Below are 17,033 nucleotides of genomic sequence, written 5' to 3'. Positions count from 1 at the left end.
ATATATTAAATATGTAAGGAGATTAATATGTATAATTTTTTACAACCTAAAATTTTTCGCTACTGTAAACGTTGTGGATTTTCTCCTGATAATGGGAAAAAGGGTGGAAGCTGCAATTTCTGTAATATACCATTTAGTGAATATGAATTACAAAATTCACAAGAGGAAATAGACAGCTGGAGTTTTGAGGAATATAATAATGCGCGAAATGAAATAATAGAAAATATTATAAAAAAGTCCCCCGAATATAGCCAGGAGGCATACGATAGCCGAAAAATAAAGCAAAAAAAAATAATGAAGGAGGTTTTTAAGAATTCTAAGCCTAAAGTGACTTGCCCATATTGCCATAGTAATAATACGGGAAAGATTACAGGGGGAAGTATAGTATCTAATGAATTTTTTGGCATTTTTTCTAAGGGAATAGGTAAGCAGTGGCATTGTTATAATTGTAATAGTGATTTTTAAGTCCTATCATTTCCCAAACAACCGATAGGGGGTTGTTATAACTTTTTCCATATAGACTTACATTTAAAATCTTATGGTTAGTTTTGGACTATCCCTTCATGATTTCTCCGTGCATTCATGTATTTTATGATATAGATAAAGAAACCATGCAGCCGTTATAGTCTCTGAACGTTCAGACCATTAAACTGTTTTAATACCTGATGATATGTACTATACTGTCATCAGGTTTTTATATGTAGTAAACGAAAACGCCGGTCTGCGTCGCTGCGGATTGGCTTTCGCTTTCCCGTGCAAGAGTTATATGAACTTGCAGCCGCAGATGCGGCCAGTTTAGGCTGTTTTTCTTAACCGTCCCTTACCAGTGTGAATCTAGCTGGTTCGTTCCGCGTCACCGCCGGACGGTTCGTGGGCATCCTGAGTGTCACCCTACATTTTGGGTCAACCCACGCTGGGTATTACTGTTTTAGTTGAATAAGAAGAAGCTTCCGACAGGAAGGAGAGAAAGCCGTTTTTCTCGTTTGACGGAGGGGCAGGCGTTTTAAGTTCTATAGGTACCTTAACTGGGATTTTGAGAGCTGTCTGAAGCTGTCGCTGCAGTTCCGAAGAGTCAATATCAAGCTTGAGTTTGCCCGTGTAGTTCTGCAGCTGGGCAGTGAGGCTCTTGGTATCCAAATGAGGAATGACTGTTATATTCTGAGAATTTTCCATTATACATATCCTTTCTTTGTGATGGAAATCGGTTGATGGTTACTATATCTAAACCCTGCTTGTTAGAAAATTGCAAGGATAGAAATCGAAATAATAAAAGATAATATGGTTTTAATTTAATAAAATATTTGTTAAACTTGGTACTCCACTGTTTCAACGAACTAAAAATGGGCAGATTACTCAGAGTTTTTTCTGCACAGCCCACGGATAGAGTTGATCTGTTTCTGAGTTTCATTAACCCTTTCCAGATAATCTTCGTACCGTTCTTCCTGAGATATGGCCTCCTTCTGGGCCTTGATATATTTTTCCATTGCATCGGTCTGTTTATCGATGCCTTCTTTTACAACATCTATGACTGCCTTTTTATATTTTGACAACTCATTAGATGCCTTTCGCTGCTGTTCTTTATACTTTCCAAGCTCCTCATTATACTGGCTTTGGGAAATTACTCCATTTGCAAGCTCACGGTCCAGGGCCTTAATAGCCATATCATAATCAGCTACTTTAGTCCGTGCGTTAACCATCTGCATGGAGAGCAGAGCAATTTTTGTACTGCCTGCGGATGTGAGTTTGCCGTCCTCCGAGAAGAGAGCAGAATCTTCAATTTTATCGGAAAGAAAATCTAATTCATCATTCAGGTCATCCAGTTTATCGATGCCGTCGTTGAAGCCCTGCCACCGTATATCACGGATTGAGTCATTCAGGTCTTCTATATCAGACCTGGCACTGTTCAGCTCCTTCTGGATGGATTCTATATTTCCTTTCCACTCCCACCAGTCATCTGTATTTTCAACAAGAACACCACTGCTGGTCAGAGAATCAAACTGATTCTGCAGCTCCTGTCGTTTTCCATTCAAGTAAGAAATGATCTGGTTTTGGGCGTCAATCATCCCGTCATAATCAGAGACAGAGGCGGAGCCGCCTTTGGCTTCCTGCAGATCAATAAAACTTTTCTGATTGCTGATGAGCTTTTCCTGATAGGAGATGAGGTTGTCGAAATCATCTTCGATATTATCGAGTTTTGATTTATTCAGCTCAATAAGTTCCAGCTGCAGCTCTCTTGCTTTGTCAGAGCAGTCCTGGGCTTTCTCGTAGAGATCCATCTGTAGTGTCTTCTCCAGTGATTTGTTCATTGAATTTTGAAATTTTAGCAGAAGAAGTATCAAGCGAAGCTGTGACTAGGTCAAATATATTTTTATATTCTGGGAATTCTGTAATAACATTGTTGACCTCTTTGGAGAGCTGTTTGAATTCCTCAGATGCGGCTTTTATAGCAGAGGGGTCACCGGAGAGAAGGGCGGCATTGTAACTCTGTACAGCTGCCGTATAGCGGTTTAAGACACCGGCAGGATCATTTTCACCCATACCTCGGGAGAAAAGATCAGCTTTTAAATACTGGTTGTATAGGTCTTGATATGTTGCGAGGATGGATGCGTTTTCTTGTAATGAGCTTTCGGCGTTCTCCAGGATAATTTCTGTTAAATGACTATCGCCAAACTCATTTTGAAGATTGCGAACATCAGTTGCAAAGGAATTAAGAACTTCCTGTGCCTGGGATGCATCACCGGTAAATTGAATATGGTAAGCAGAACCATCTGGATACAAAGGAATCAGCTCCATACCTTTCCCTGTATATTTCCTGGCAATCTCTACCAGATTTTTTCCGAGGTCCTCAGACACAGAACCGGTACTCCCCAGACTGTATTCCCGCTCTTTATTCATCTCATCTGCCGCTTTTTGCATACCGGTACGGTTTTCATTTAACAATTTATTAGCATCATCTGCGGAAAGCTGGTTCAAAAGATCTACCTGTGATTTTAAATTCCCGTTTACAAGATCGATCCCTTTTGCCTGTTCACCATACGTGGCGATAATTTGTTTCTGGAGATCGAGAAGCTGCTGCTTTATTGAGACGCTTTCCTGTTCGGAGAGGGAGCCTGAATCTAATAATGTTTTTAATTGTGTGTATTGTTGTTTTTGCGTCTGGAGAGAAGTATCTTTTTGTTCCCACTCTTGGCCAGCAGATTTTGCGGCGTCTACAAGTTTTTGAGTACGCTGGAGACGCTCGGCAATGAAGTTTATACCGAGGTCAATGGCCGATGTGATGAGTGTGCCGGTGAGTGCTCCTCCAATTAATGAAAAAGCAGAACTCATGAGATTCCCAGTTTTTGATGCTGTAGTACCAGTTTCTGCTAAATTTTTATTAAGATTATTAACTACACCGGATAACTCAGAAAGATGAGCTTTACCTAAATAAGCATTATTTAGAAAATTTTGAATATCGGTTGAATTAAATAGTGATTTATAATTAGTAAGAGCCTGAATATCTTTAGACTCTACTATTTTACTAAACTCAGTTTGTACCTGTGGTATACTTTTTCCATTCAGTACATCTTTAGTTTGAACGGTATTAGGCGATAAATATGAAGATTTGTGACTTTTCTCTAAAGCTTTATCTAAAATCAAAACGAAATTTAATTGTCATTTTTAAACATTTATGATATATTTTTGGAGGAGGTAGATAATATGGATTTTGGGAAATTTCTTATGTGTAAGCATTGTGGGTTTATTTCAGATGGTCCTGCGGACGGAAAATGTCACAAATGTCATTTTTGTGGATATCCATTGGAGGAGTGTGAAACGCAATATACTCAGGAAGAATGGATTAATATGGAATTTGATGAGCGTAGTCGGGTGAAGGAATCAATAGCTGAAAATGTAATAAAAAACGCTCCAGAATTTAGTGAAGATGCCATGCTTCATAGACAAATACAGTCTGAAAAGGAAATGGCAGAATTCATAGATCAAGCGGTAAATAGAATTAAAAATGCCCAACCTAATCAGGTAAAATGTCCGTATTGTGGTTCTGGCTCAGTTCAAAAAATTTCATTAGTTAAGCGTGTACTTTGGTCGGGGATTTTTGGTATTGCATCCCCAACCATTGGTAAAGAGTGGCATTGCAATCAGTGCAACAGTGATTTTTAGTTTAATGTTTAAAAATGAACTTATAACTTTTAACTTGTGATAACAAGCTCGTTTTGGACTATCCCATCATGATTTCATTTTGTTCGTTGAATGAAACCATGCAGCCGTTATAGTCTCTGAACGTTCAAACCGTTAAACTGCTTTAATACCTGATGATGTGCATAGTGCTGTCGTCAGGTTTTTATTTGCATTAGACTAGATGCCGGTTTGCGTCGCTGCGGATTAGCTTTCGCTTTCCCGTGCAAGAGTTATTTAAACTTGCAGCCGCAGATGCGGCCAGTTTAGGCTGTTTTTCTTAACCATCTCTTATCAGTATATTTTATGATGCTGACTCGTTCAGCGTCACCGCCAGATGGTTTCGTGGGCATTTATTGTTGTCACCCTACTATTTGGGTCAACCCACGCCGGAAGCAGATAAGAATTGAGGTAAAATTGTCTGAAAACTACTAACTGCCGAAGAAGCCATAGAAGAAGCAGGAGGCATAGCTAACTCAAGCTGTATAGGGATTTTTGCCGCTTTAGCAAGCTCGCTCTGTAATTGGTTCTGGAGGCCCGCAGTATCAATGCTAAGTGAGATTTTACCATGATAATTCTTTAACTGGTTATTCAAGATAGAAATATCTAACTGGGGGACTACCTGAATATATTGTGTGTTTTCCATTTTATACAACCTTTCTTTGTAATGTAAAGTTATTGGTGCTTACTTATCTAAACCCTGCCTATGAAAGTGGCAAGGATAAAAAATCAAATATTGTAGCTATTCCCTCCCCTTTATCCCGAGAAGCTAAAATTATGCAGAATGCATAATTTTGCGAGGGTTTTCAGCGCCAAAGCACAAGTTTTTGTGTTTTATGTGTATCCGAAGCGGTAACTGGTTAAGTACTGAACAGCTACCAAATATTTTAAAATAGTATTAAAGACTTATTTTGTCCTTTTCCACATATAACAAGTAATATACGGCTGCAGATTTGTTATATTTCCAAGTGAACTGGAAGTACCAGGACTGGCAGAACCAGTATTCCCATGATTGTGGGCTGCGCTGTTACCTACATATTGAGAAGTTTCGGGCAAAGGATATCTTGTACCTGCCTTTACTCCTGATACAGATGCATATGTCTGCTCGGTAGGTGAAACAAGCTGATTGCTGGGAAAGGAACCAGGAAGTACTGTCCATTCTGTCAGCACGTCATGTCTGTGTTGAGGCATCTCGCTGACTGTTAATACATGATTACCCGTTACATGTGTATGACTGTTAACTGTATGGCTGTGAGCAGCACTGACAGTTTTTGCGCCACCTGTTTTTTCGACAGTATTGAAATCACTATCGCCTGTACTAACCCCTACTGGAACCCTTCCGCTGCCCCATAATGTCCATGTGCCAAAACCAAATAATTGTTTGGGATTCGTACTGACAGTTGTTAAGTAGAGGGATCCAATTGGATAAAATTTCTGTATCACCTCTGAGACTTGAGCGGAAAGGTTTTGAACTGTACTAGTTAAATGTCCTGCAGCCTCATCAGAAGCATCCAATCGGGTTTTTAAATTATTTATCTGGGCTTGGATATTGCCGGTAATTCCATTAAGGTAAATAAATGGCATGCTTTGCATCAGCCAGGATTTTATATTGTTTAATAACTGGGCAAATGAAGTTTTATGGGTAGTATTAATAGGAGAATCAGTTGTCTGAGTAATAAATATATCATTTTCTTTAATTTCTGCAGAGGCATCCAGTTCATGAATATATTTTGCCGGGATGTTTTCTTTATCTGATAACATCATACTTCTTTATTTTCAGGCATGCCCACTGCCCTGAAGAATTCATTGATATCCAGACCGCTGACATCTATATCATTTATTTTATTTTTTAAAGTATCCAGCAATTCAGAAAGAGCGTCTCTCTGTTTTGAAAGCAATAGTTTCTTTTCAAAATCCACCATATCTTCTACATCTTTGCGTATATCCATCAGCTGTGCAGTGAGAAGCGGATAACGGCTGTCAGGAGAATGGACATTTTCGTAGGAAGCCATAAGTTCTGTATCATCCTTAACTGCATCATATATGGATTCTATACCAGACTCTGCATTATTAGTACTTTCTTCAGGGCTTTCTGATAAAGGCTCAAAAGTCAGTCCTTCCACACAGTATGTAAAGAAGGCTGTTATTTCACTGAGTTCTTTCAGATATGGTGTATAACTAAAAGTGTTATCCCCATACCCTTCCGGTGTAGTGAAATAAGAACTAAATAAGAATTTTGTCATACTTATTTTCTCAGGCAGTGTAAGGCTGGGTTTGATTGTAACGTTTTCTTTTCTCATGTTAAAAATCTCCTTAATCATTTTATTTATATATTTAGTTTCTGTTATGTGTTTAAGTGTGTATTTCTGCTTATTCTATATTTGCTGGAATATTTGATAAATTAACAAGAATCTGATTGAAAACTTAAATGGCAGGACCTATAATGAAGATAATTATAAATACCATTCTGAGAGGATTCCATAAATGACAAGGGAAAAGTTAAAAAAATGGTGCTGCTATTATCTGCTGCTATGGCTGGGAGCCTTTATCTGCATAGGTGTTACACAACTGACCGGATTATCAATCCGGCCAATCGTGGAGTTGGTTTTCAGGCTTACTGCTTATTTTTATCCGGTCAGCATCATGGGCTATTCTATATGGAATATGAAAGATGAAGAAAGTTTTAGAAATATTTGTTTTGGCATATATCTGGCAGTTTTCTTTCTTATAACGGTAGTGTTTATTTTATTCCTGATTTTACCAATGAAAATGGAAAGGCGGATGGATTGTGGGTATTTACAGATAACAGACAGCAGCAATTTTCCGGATGCCGACAGACATTTTTTTGCAGAGCCAAAGGCCCTTTTGTTTATGGAATATTTTGATTGGGATGTAGAACATGATATATATATATTAGAATATAAATATAATACTACATTTACAGTGGCAGAAAACAGAGGGGATGGCATTAATCGTTATTCTCCTTTTGAGCATCCAGAAATAGCAGTCAGAGTCTATTTTCGTGATATTTATGGAATAGTAGACGATTATCAGTATCAACTGACATCGAATATAGCTCTAAAATATTACAGAGAAAAAGGACTATTATGGGAGTATAGGTATGTGGATGATTATGAAGGGAATATTGGGTTTATTGTGAAAGTTGACGATAATCTTGAACAATACGCCCAGGATTTAGCTGCTATGGTTGCAGAAGCTTTGAAAGATCCTTTTTATAAGGATAATGTAGGATGGCTTAATATAGGAGTTGCTGAAAATACTTGGAAAATGCTTGCCTTTGGGGACTATCTACCATTTAAAGAAAATGGGATTTCTCCTGATTTTTATTCCGATGATCAGAACGTTTTAAATGAATTAAAAAAGTGGACAAAAAAAAGATAGAATCATTTTAGATTGATAACCAATTACAGTCATCTTAGCCACAATAGAAATATTGTAATATTTCCAACGGACTATGCATATATTATTGCCTTTTAGGGGCTAGAAGTTTCAGATATTTTTGTTAGATTGATGTTTCGCACAACAGATAGTGGGCAAATGCCAGGCAGCAATCCATATTTACTTGTGAGTCAGGGTTTCCGCCAAAGCTTGGAAGCAAAACTAAAGTCTCATCTATACCGTTCATTTTGGAATAAACGCTTCTGAGTATAACTTCCAAATCATCATCATAGCTGCACTCTAAATCACTAAAAATATACTTAAATCTGTCTAAATATAGTCCATTATAATATGTTTCAAGTATATCTGCGAATTCAGTTCCAGTCACAGATTGATTACTTCTATTTTTGTCTGATTCCATCTCAGATATTAACTGAGCAATTTTTATGGCATCAAAATCACAACAGAAATCACTGAAATTGCATCTGCTGGCGACGTTTCCAATTGTTTCGTATGCAGTCTGAGTTATAAGATGGTTATTTAATGAACTTTGAAGATTAGTCAGTTTTGCTGTTGTATCCGCCATACCGGTTGCAAGATCTATGACACCATTGCCAGAATCTCTTAAATCTGTACTAAATATATTTTTATCTGCATCTTCATAAATATACTTATCTAAAAAAGAGTATAGACCTTCGTTTTTGTTTTGGACATACTCAACAAAAGCTAATTCGATTGGATTTAACAGTGATGCGCACCATAAAACATTAGAATACTTTGATTGGCGTAGATAATTGCAGATACCAATTATTGTACTTCTGATAGTTGGTTTAATAGCTTCTGTGTCCATTTTGTAATCTACATAAAGAGTACCTAAAGACCGAAGGTAACCAAATAAAGTTGAAATATTCTCTAATCCAGAATTATCGGGTTTTGCTGGCTGTAAATAATTTACTGGAACCATACCACCTTCACGAATTATTTACGAAATAAAACTAATTTCTATCCTGCTATACTCTGGATTTGATGCTTTAAAATCTTTTTTCATCATCCCTAATTCTAAATAAGATGCCATATACTATACCTTCATAAATAAAATCATGATTTACGTGTTAAATAAAATATTTGTATTCTAATATAATGGCGCCGAGGTTGCAAATATCCATTCTCTATGCCAGTTTATGATCACACCACAGCTCATAAGCTTTAAAACTCTGTATCTTATTAAAAACAAACACAAGGCTGTCTCTGGACCAGAAAATGTCCACGAGTGGAATTCCATTTTTTATGTAAAGTCCTGCCTGCTTTGTATTCACCAGATTTACTACGTCTTCAGAATTATAGTAACGGTTGAATTGTTCACTGTATATTCGCATGGTTGTACCTTTCTGGTATTTTGCCCGCTGCACGCGTAAAAAAATGAGCTGCATGTTTCACACTATAGTGATTTCATGCAGCCCATAGCTGTTATTATGAAATTTTCCGGCAGCAGTCCAGCAGACTGGAAAGCTGCCATTTGCGCAGCACACTGGCTCTTTGAGAAATTCAAAGAATTTGCATAGGACATTTAAATGTCAGCATTTAGTTATGCATATGCTATGCCTGATTTTATGAGCCAGGGCTGCAAGGACAAAGGTCCGCATTTAATCACTATTGTTTTGGTTGGATGGAGCGGCCAGTATTTCTTCTATGATTGCTCTGATTTCCGGGACAAATTCTGTCAGACCGGACAAATCACACTCTTTTAACTGACTGGCGGCTTCCTCCCTGTCCAGCCTTCCATAATGGTATGCATGGATCAGGGTATATATCTTGAAATGTCCGGGAGTATCAGTAACAGTCCTCCAGGACGAAAATGTTTTTGTGCCCTGGCAGGATTTACAGATATGGTAACCTTTTCCGCAGATTGCACAAATGGTATTGATATAATCAGACATATGATTTCCTCCCGGACAGGGATTAGTGCTTGCCCATTTCAGGCAGAAATGAGCAAGCGTGCCTAATTGGCGGATGCTGCAGGGGATTTATTATTTCTCAGATACGATGATATCAAAGAGTCTGCCGTTTGCATCGCAGTACGGTTTCTTCAGTTTGTAGCTGAATGCATGTTTTCCGTCTGATTTAAGACTCAGTTCCACACTGGTCGGATCCAGCTGTGCTCTTGGGCATGCGATCACACCGGCATATACCAGGTTTGCGTTGCAGGGATCCCTGAAGATTGCATGAATGAGCAGCTTCTGTGTTGCAGGAACCTTATCTGTCTCTTTAGAGATCACAGCGGCGCTGTCACTTTCATATTCGTAGTTTACGAATACAGTTCCTTCAGTCCCTTCTGGCATAGTAATGGTCTTTGCGGCAGCATCGATTGTGAATTTTCCGTCACCGGCTGTCGGGCTTACTTCATAAGTCTGTCCGAATGTATTGTTTTCATTGATTACCTGGACATATTTGACTTCTGCTCCGGATTCACCAGCAGGAACATGCTGCAGAACAATTTTTCCGCCTGCTCCGATCGTGATAGTCTCAGATGCCGGAACAAGGACTTTATCATCGGCAGTAGCCATTTTCTTCTTTGAACCGAACTGTGATGCAGCCAGATCCAGAGAGAAGAGAGAGTTTGTACCGTCAAAAGTAGCCTGCTGGTTTTTGTAGAATGTGTGGATCGGTGTGCCCATAGCATCCACTACGTCCAGACCTTCAGCAGATGTCTTGAGGCTTGGCTCTTCAATCTGTGTATAGCGGCCGATCAATGTGTTTGTTGCCGGGTCGTATGCTTCTACAGAACGTACCCTTTCAAGAATTAATTCGTTTGGATTAAATGACATATGTTTGTCCTCCTTAAAATATATGTTTTTATTTCTCAGAACTTATTTATTAAGTTTTTGAGATTTATATATAAAAAACACCTCCATTTTAATTGTGAATAAAAGAAGGCGTTCTTTATTTTAATTAGATGATTATTTAGCAGGTTATTGGCTGTTATTGGAATTTTGTGACACTGTTTACCCGCAGATATTATGTCAAATCCCCCATATAATCCAGCTGCTTTTTATCAATCTTCTGTAAATCAACTCCGAAGCCTGAATAACCGCTTTGCAGCAGCAGGCCGGCATTCTGGATCTTGCTGATTCGTTTTACACTGTCCATGAAAGCATAAATCTTCATATCCCACACAGAACTGTCGTCCCTCTTAAATCCAGGCATGTTTGTCATTGTGGAGATCAGGGGAAGGAGCAGAGATTTGAATGGTTTATCTTTGCTGAGAAGATATTCTTCCCTGGCATCCTCTATCAGGATCCGTCTTGTTGATTCATTGGCAGGGATCTGGTCGTTGCGCAGGATACCGTGCATTCTGCGGAGACAGGGGATGCAGGCATCGTAGGCCTCCTTTGTGAATACTGTGCCATTGGGCTGCAGCATTACTACTTGTTCTGTGTCTTTCTCCATCATCAGTTCCATGCTGGAAAAGTCCAGTGAGTCACCAAAGAGTATAGAAGTCTGTTCTGCGGAGTAGTTTTTAGAAAGTATGGAATAGAAGAGAGTATAATCGTCGATTTTTGTATAATCAATACCGGCAGAATCGAGCTGCCACTTGAGATCGGCGCCCACTGAGGTCAGGGTATAGACCATCTGGTAGTATTCTCTTTCTCCGTAGTCGCAGATCTCGCCAAGAGTAGGCTGCCTGATGGATATGCCGTCCGTAAAGTCAAAGGGCAGTCCGCGGTAAGCCTTCAGTTCATCATAAGCTTGCATGGTTCTGCCTCCGGGTATCCAGATTGAGGTCTTTGCATGTAAAGCTGAGTTCACGGCATAAGTAGTCTTTGCCGTAGCATTTTTCTGTGCTGGCTTTAAAAGTCAGCCTTTCCAGGCCGAAGTCCTCACGGCCGTTGAATTTTAAATCAAGAAGCCGGGACAGGTGATCGATTCTGGATACTTTACTTCCTGATGAAGCTGTCATATCTGCACAGCTTATATGTGAGATAATGCTGATTTTCAGGACAGGGCTTACCAGAGCTGTGTTTTTAACAGGTTCTTCTTCCGGTATCTGTACCTGGATGCAAAGACGCGTGATCGGGCCTGTGACAGCATCAGGATGCTGACGGTAGCGGAAGATGTGTGTACCATCCAGTCTTCCTGAATCGTTAAAATCTGTGATGTCTGGACTGTCTATTGCCCGGAATATCTCTTCATCATCAATCAGCTCCTGAATGACTTTTTCTTTCATAGATAAAATAATAGAACTGTTTGCCAATCCTGCACCTCCTGTAAAAATGATATATCGCTGTTCACGGAAAAAAATCTTAGTATCTTTGTGCACAAAGAAAAAGGCGTCTGCAGTGGCAGATGAGGGGTAACATGTCAGCAGCTATGAAGATACTGAAAAGTTATCTTTGACATTAAAATGCCAGAAATGGCAGACGCCGTTGCATATGGGAGGAGAGAAAATAGATTGAATTAAACAAACGTATGTTCTCTCCTAAAGTCCATGAGTACGGTATGTGAAAAGCCGCAGAATATAAGGGTTTCAAATGAAAAACGAATATATGTTCTGATTTCAGGGGCGCATTTTTGTGTTTTTTTGTATCTCCTGTGCAAAGTGAATCCCATACAGGATGATATCGCCGTCGCTGTTTTCATATAAGTAGGGAACGGGTTTCTGGCTGCAGCGCAGAAGCTGGAAGAAGTCGGCATTTGGATATGAGAAGAGAGCAGTCACAATAGTTCTGTAGTTGGCGGCCTGTTCCTTTGTATCACAGAGCGTAAGCAGGCGGATCACAGTGCTGGGATTGATTTTCATGCTTCCGAGGAATTCATTGCAGCGAAGCCTTGCTTCTCTGGCGGCAGTATATTTTTCTTCAGGTTCCATAAACTCATCTGCATAGATGGCGTTGATCTCAGCACGTGTCTGTGTGATCAGATCCAGGATACGGCTGATCTGACGGCTGGACACTTCCCGGCAGTTATACATATCTTTATTTAATACAGATGCCAGAGGCAGAAGTTCCGTCTTGCAGGGTCTGCCGGACCGGGATCTCTGGTAACTGTTGATGTGTTTTTGAATATAGTCCATTGTTGTATCATGGCGCATATATACTTTCTTATCAGTGTCGTAATAGCCTTTCTGGCGGGCAATATATCCAAAAAAGTTAGGTTTGACGCGGCGTCCGCTGCTGTCAGTGCGCTCATATTTTTCCTTCAGCTTCCTGAGCTCCAGTCCGTTATCGATGGGGTACTCCTTTTTAGCCTTATCTATTTCAATTCCGGACATGATGTCCAGCTGACAGATATCGCAGTATAAGTTTTCCAGTTTTTCATATGGCTCGCCGTGATTGAGCTTATCCCAGAAAAGGGAATTCAGTTCCTGGGAAAGATTTATGATCTCACCTATCTTATTTACACTTGTTCGGATATCCAGATCTGCCTTTTCACTGGCTGTAAACCGTCTTGTCCGCTTGTCTGCGGCTACATGATTGACAGGGACTGCAAACCTTCTGTAATTTTTTTCTGCTGCTTCAATCAGGATGTCGTTGTCAATGAGCATAACCGTATCAGAATCAAAATCTGCTCCGCTCAGCCGGTCCAGTACGCTTTCACCGATGCTGTTGATACAGACTATCTCTTTTGTCAGATTTATATACCTCTCGATCATTTCATTATCCCGGTTTACAGGCATCCAGATATTGGAGATCGTTACGTGGGGAGACCGGCTTCCAAGGAGGACCTTGTCATAAGGAAAATTCCTGCTGTGTATATTGCCTGTTCCCAGCTCGGAAGTCCCGTCAAATGTCCCGATGCTCTGCTTAAGCATTTCAATGGGATTACCAAGCATTGTTGAATAATTTCCTTTGACAAGGATATGGCCCATCCTCATATTCGTGACCAGGGAGCGCACAAGCTCTGTGCGGAAATCTATGTAATATTTTGTCCTGCAGAATTCCTCATTAATGCCCAGAAGGCGGTAGGTGATGTCATTCTTTGTGTTCAGGGATTCATCAGTAATGCCTGACTCCTCAGGATAACGGATATGCCTGCGCAGCACGGCGGGATTGGTTTTCAGCTGGGTGAGATAGTCAAAGGAGGGTTCCAGAAAGCGCCCTGTTGTCTCATAGTCCATCTGTAAAGTGTTCAGAAGCTGGTAGTGGGCCTGGACAAGCCGTCCGCCAAAGAAGGGAGTGGGCTTTTCGTACTTGACAATTCCGAAGGATGGTTCCAGATTGTCCAGCCATTGTTCAAAGCTTCCAAACTTCAGATATTTGATGCTGCTTGGTGTGGTGATCAGCAGGATATCTTTAATGCTGGAGGCGCATGTCCTGCCATTTAGCTGGGAAATTTCCGTGATGCCCATATCCCGGAACCACTGCTGTATGTTGGCATTAAAGCAGCAGGATTTAAAAAAGCGGTTCCGGAGCAGCAGCATTCCTTTATCTTCATAGGGGCCGAAGAGGGAGATATCCATCAGGGACTGACCGTCAAATATACTGTTAGATACCTGGCAGTTTGTCTCATGGGTGTTCAGCCATCCGTCTTCCATAACGGTTTCCAGCACGCGGTCCTGGAACGTGCTTGTGTAGTCATCTGTGAGCAGGATATTTTCCGGCCGTATTTCCAGGGTGCCGATAATAGAAGAGGACGTCAGGGAAATATACGATTCCCAGGCGGCCAGGTCCATGACCTGCCCCTCTTTTACTTTAAGACCGCAGCATTCCCATTGATGCATCTGCCGGTAAAGGCGTTCATCGATGAACAGGCATTTTCCCACTCTGGCAGAACCGCTGGAGCGTTTGAAGCGGACGTAATGCAGGCCGTCACACCAGAAGCCTTCCCTGTAAAGGATCTCTCTGAGCTGTGCCACCGTGTGAAGGGTGGGAATATGCTCCTTAGCTTTATAGACACCGTCTTCCAGATAGAAATATTTGCCCAGGACTGAAGCGGGTGCCGGTGAAGCAGCTTCACAGCCTGTCCGGATGGCAGCCAGTTTGCCTTCCTCATCCAGACAGATATTGTCAGTGAAGGTGAGCCTGTTGAAATCATAGCCGGACCGGACATAGATATCCCGGCGGACTCTGTTAAATTCCTTATTGCTGTATTTAAAGGTCACATTGATTACCCTTGTGGTGTATTCATGGCCGTTTTGCGTAAAAGAAAATTTTTTGTTCCTGTACACTTTCTGGTAGACCTGCCGGAGCTTTATCAGATCCAGACTGTAATCGAGAGAATTGATGAACCGGGAGGTATTGATTTTTCCCTCGTCCGGGCCGCTTCTGTAGCGGATGCAGTAGCCGTCCCTCTCCTGACCCGGGTCTGCAGGGTCATAGAGGTAATGGTTGGAAATGTAGAGATCCTTAGCGTCAATAGATAAAATGTCAATATTTTTGTTACTCATAAATGCTCCTCCTGAATATGTCTGACGCTCTTCCGTGACAGCAGACAATGCTGAAGGAAGATAGACAGTTTAATTATTTTTGGATAAGGTGTAGTCAGAGTAATACAGAACAGGTGTTCTGTCAATTGTGATTTTGGATATAAATACCATCCTGAATTTGGTAATAGTTGCAGTTGGAAATAGATTATGCGTAGTGAAAGTATTTCAAACACAAACAACAATACTAACGGAGGTAGCAGAAATGAAAGAAAGGTAAATTTACAAAGATTAAGAACAAAGTAGTTCCAGCAGTGTCTGGAGTAGTAATGGGGGCAATGCTGATGACTTCAAGGCAGCATGTCTCTATATTAAATTGTCAATAGCGAAAGACTTCCACTTATACTTAGACTTAATAAAATGATTTACATTCGCGCTTTATATGTGCTATGATTAAAGCACGAATGTATGATTAAAACAAAGAATAGAAATGAACCATTCAAGACAAAATATATGGATAGAAGACATTAGTTATTACATTTGTACTTTAAATTGGTAAAAGTTAAAGTACAAATGTATGAAGAGAGGCAAGTGTGAAATATGGATGAGATATGGAAGGAAATAGAAGATATTGCTACAGAAAATGGTGGATTTATCAAGACTTCACAGATTGAAAAAATCGGGATCAGCAGGCAGAAAATTAAAAAATATGTAGATGAGGGTGCTCTGGAAGTTATTAAAAAAGGATTGTATGCTATTGCAAATGATGTACCTGACGAATATGTAAAGATTCAAATGCAGAGTACAAAAGTGATTTTTTCCTATGGGGCAGCATTATTTTTATGGGATATGTCTGATCGTGTACCACATCAGATCGATGTAACTGTTCCGCAGGGAACAAATATGACACGAATAAAGAATAGAAATGAAAATTTACGTTTTCATTATGTGACTAAAGATTTGTATGAAGTAGGGATTACCCAGACAACATCACCTCAAGGAGGCACAGTATGGCTATATGATAAGGAACGCTGTATCTGTGATCTTATTCGTGATAAGGAAAAGACGGAAATGCAGTTGTATAGTCAGGCAATTAAGGAGTATTTCAAAGGCAAACCTAATTATAGGAAACTTTTGAAATATGGAAAAATGTTTGATATTGAAGATAAAATTAGGACCTATATGGAGGTATTAACATGAAAACACCAGAACAGTTAAAAGGCAAAATTCGCAGCATGGCTGAGAAGAGAAACTTAAGACCACAAGAAGTTTTGCAGATGTATTTGTTTGAACGTATTTTGGAGAGATTGGCAAATTCGCCTTACAGCGATAACTTTATTCTAAAGGGAGGATTGCTGATATCATCAATGATTGGAATAAGTGAAAGAACTACAATGGATATGGATACTACGGTGCGTGGTATCACAATGGAGGAAGATGAAATTGTAGAAGTTATCAAAAACATTCTTTTAAATTCGGTTGATGATGGTATTGAATTTAAATTTGAATCTATCGAACCTATTCGAGATGACGATACATATAACAATTTCCGTGCTCATATTAAAGCAAAATATGGGAAGATTAACGCACCAATGAAAATTGATATTATAACTGGGGATAGTATTATACCAGGAGCAATACGATATGAATATCAACTGACGTTTGAGGAAAAGAGCGTTGGAGTTATGGCGTATTCATTAGAAACGGTGCTGGCTGAAAAGTATGAAACAATTATCAGAAGAAATATTGGAACAACAAGAGCCAGAGATTTTTATGATCTTCATATCTTATATCAACAGCATAAGAATGAAATTCGTATGAATATATTCAAAGAAGCTGTTTTGCACACAGCTCAAAAGAGAGAGTCATTAGAAGATATTCATGATTGGAAAGATATCTTACGAGATATTAGGGAAGAGCCTGCATTATATTCATTATGGAATAAATATAGGGAAGAAACTCCTTATGCCAGCGAGTATGAATTTTCAGATGTGTTAGAAACAGTAGAGACAATCGCAAAAGAAATAGACTTATAATTTGATAGTTTACATAGCCAGTGAGGCAGCAATACCGTGATGGCTTATTTGGATAACTAAAATGC

General features: G+C 39.8%; 18 protein-coding genes. 5 read left to right on the top strand and 13 right to left on the bottom strand.

The genetic code is table 11. The features are described from left to right. Window positions 1-27: 27 nt before the first annotated feature. Window positions 28-465: a hypothetical protein gene (locus tag NSB28_RS13725; protein WP_109747431.1), complete on the top strand. Its 438-nt coding sequence runs from the start codon at window positions 28-30 to the stop codon at window positions 463-465. Window positions 466-903: 438 nt separating this feature from the next. On the opposite strand, the gene NSB28_RS13720 is transcribed toward NSB28_RS13725, so the two are convergent. The 3 genes from NSB28_RS13720 to NSB28_RS13710 all read right to left on the bottom strand — a co-directional run bounded on the left by NSB28_RS13720 (window position 904) and on the right by NSB28_RS13710 (window position 3,639). Next, a complete protein-coding gene (locus tag NSB28_RS13720; RefSeq protein WP_109747432.1) occupies window positions 904-1,173 on the bottom strand; it encodes a hypothetical protein in 270 nt (89 codons plus the stop codon). 176 nt (window positions 1,174-1,349) lie between these two features. Next, the gene (locus tag NSB28_RS13715) at window positions 1,350-2,276 is read right to left on the bottom strand and encodes a hypothetical protein (protein WP_257497837.1); all 927 of its coding nucleotides are present in this window, start codon (window positions 2,274-2,276) and stop codon (window positions 1,350-1,352) included. Continuing rightward, window positions 2,242-3,639, bottom strand: a complete 1,398-nt coding sequence (locus NSB28_RS13710) for a hypothetical protein (protein ID WP_109747434.1) — start codon at window positions 3,637-3,639, stop codon at window positions 2,242-2,244. The genes NSB28_RS13715 and NSB28_RS13710 overlap by 35 nt, the downstream gene beginning before the upstream one ends. Before the next feature lie 60 nt (window positions 3,640-3,699). Here NSB28_RS13710 and NSB28_RS13705 point away from each other — a divergent pair, with 60 nt between their 5' ends. Continuing rightward, a complete protein-coding gene (locus tag NSB28_RS13705; RefSeq protein ID WP_109747435.1) occupies window positions 3,700-4,158 on the top strand; it encodes a hypothetical protein in 459 nt (152 codons plus the stop codon). A 394-nt stretch (window positions 4,159-4,552) separates the two neighbouring features. Here the strand turns inward: NSB28_RS13705 and NSB28_RS13700 are convergent, their stop codons facing one another. The 3 genes from NSB28_RS13700 to NSB28_RS13690 form a co-directional block, all read right to left on the bottom strand. Then, window positions 4,553-4,819 carry a hypothetical protein gene (locus NSB28_RS13700; protein WP_109747436.1) on the bottom strand — a complete coding sequence of 89 codons (267 nt, stop codon included), beginning with the start codon at window positions 4,817-4,819 and terminating at the stop codon, window positions 4,553-4,555. A gap of 260 nt (window positions 4,820-5,079) precedes the next feature. Then, window positions 5,080-5,937 (bottom strand): phage baseplate protein, encoded by an 858-nt coding sequence (locus NSB28_RS13695; protein WP_257497838.1) that lies wholly within the window; start codon window positions 5,935-5,937, stop codon window positions 5,080-5,082. After that, window positions 5,934-6,473, bottom strand: coding sequence for a hypothetical protein (locus NSB28_RS13690; RefSeq protein ID WP_109747438.1), 540 nt, complete (start codon window positions 6,471-6,473; stop codon window positions 5,934-5,936). Before NSB28_RS13690 ends, NSB28_RS13695 begins: the two co-directional genes overlap by 4 nt. A gap of 184 nt (window positions 6,474-6,657) precedes the next feature. Here NSB28_RS13690 and NSB28_RS13685 point away from each other — a divergent pair, with 184 nt between their 5' ends. Continuing rightward, a complete protein-coding gene (locus tag NSB28_RS13685) occupies window positions 6,658-7,575 on the top strand; it encodes a hypothetical protein (protein WP_109747439.1) in 918 nt (305 codons plus the stop codon). A 121-nt stretch (window positions 7,576-7,696) separates the two neighbouring features. Here the strand turns inward: NSB28_RS13685 and NSB28_RS13680 are convergent, their stop codons facing one another. The 7 genes from NSB28_RS13680 to NSB28_RS13650 form a co-directional block, all read right to left on the bottom strand. Continuing rightward, on the bottom strand, window positions 7,697-8,536 hold the full coding sequence (locus NSB28_RS13680; protein WP_109747440.1) for a hypothetical protein: 840 nt from the start codon (window positions 8,534-8,536) through the stop codon (window positions 7,697-7,699). A 205-nt stretch (window positions 8,537-8,741) separates the two neighbouring features. Then, a complete protein-coding gene (locus NSB28_RS13675; protein ID WP_109747441.1) occupies window positions 8,742-8,948 on the bottom strand; it encodes a hypothetical protein in 207 nt (68 codons plus the stop codon). Window positions 8,949-9,215: 267 nt separating this feature from the next. Next, window positions 9,216-9,509 carry a hypothetical protein gene (locus NSB28_RS13670; RefSeq protein WP_109747442.1) on the bottom strand — a complete coding sequence of 98 codons (294 nt, stop codon included), beginning with the start codon at window positions 9,507-9,509 and terminating at the stop codon, window positions 9,216-9,218. A 90-nt stretch (window positions 9,510-9,599) separates the two neighbouring features. After that, window positions 9,600-10,397: a hypothetical protein gene (locus tag NSB28_RS13665; RefSeq protein ID WP_109747443.1), complete on the bottom strand. Its 798-nt coding sequence runs from the start codon at window positions 10,395-10,397 to the stop codon at window positions 9,600-9,602. Between the two features lie 190 nt (window positions 10,398-10,587). Beyond that, entirely contained in the window at window positions 10,588-11,325 is a 738-nt protein-coding gene (locus tag NSB28_RS13660; protein WP_109747444.1) for a hypothetical protein, read from the bottom strand. Further along, entirely contained in the window at window positions 11,312-11,824 is a 513-nt protein-coding gene (locus tag NSB28_RS13655; RefSeq protein WP_109747445.1) for a hypothetical protein, read from the bottom strand. The genes NSB28_RS13660 and NSB28_RS13655 overlap by 14 nt, the downstream gene beginning before the upstream one ends. A 303-nt stretch (window positions 11,825-12,127) precedes the next feature. Further along, entirely contained in the window at window positions 12,128-14,956 is a 2,829-nt protein-coding gene (locus tag NSB28_RS13650; RefSeq protein ID WP_109747446.1) for a hypothetical protein, read from the bottom strand. 576 nt (window positions 14,957-15,532) lie between these two features. Between NSB28_RS13650 and NSB28_RS13645 the strand changes: the two genes are divergently transcribed. Beyond that, window positions 15,533-16,132: a type IV toxin-antitoxin system AbiEi family antitoxin domain-containing protein gene (locus NSB28_RS13645; protein ID WP_109747447.1), complete on the top strand. Its 600-nt coding sequence runs from the start codon at window positions 15,533-15,535 to the stop codon at window positions 16,130-16,132. Continuing rightward, window positions 16,129-16,968, top strand: coding sequence for a nucleotidyl transferase AbiEii/AbiGii toxin family protein (locus NSB28_RS13640; protein WP_109747448.1), 840 nt, complete (start codon window positions 16,129-16,131; stop codon window positions 16,966-16,968). The genes NSB28_RS13645 and NSB28_RS13640 overlap by 4 nt, the downstream gene beginning before the upstream one ends. Window positions 16,969-17,033: the final 65 nt, after the last annotated feature.

The organism is Murimonas intestini, from assembly GCF_024622195.1.
Classification (GTDB): domain Bacteria; phylum Bacillota; class Clostridia; order Lachnospirales; family Lachnospiraceae; genus Murimonas; species Murimonas intestini.
This window is presented reverse-complemented; position numbering and strand designations above follow the sequence as displayed.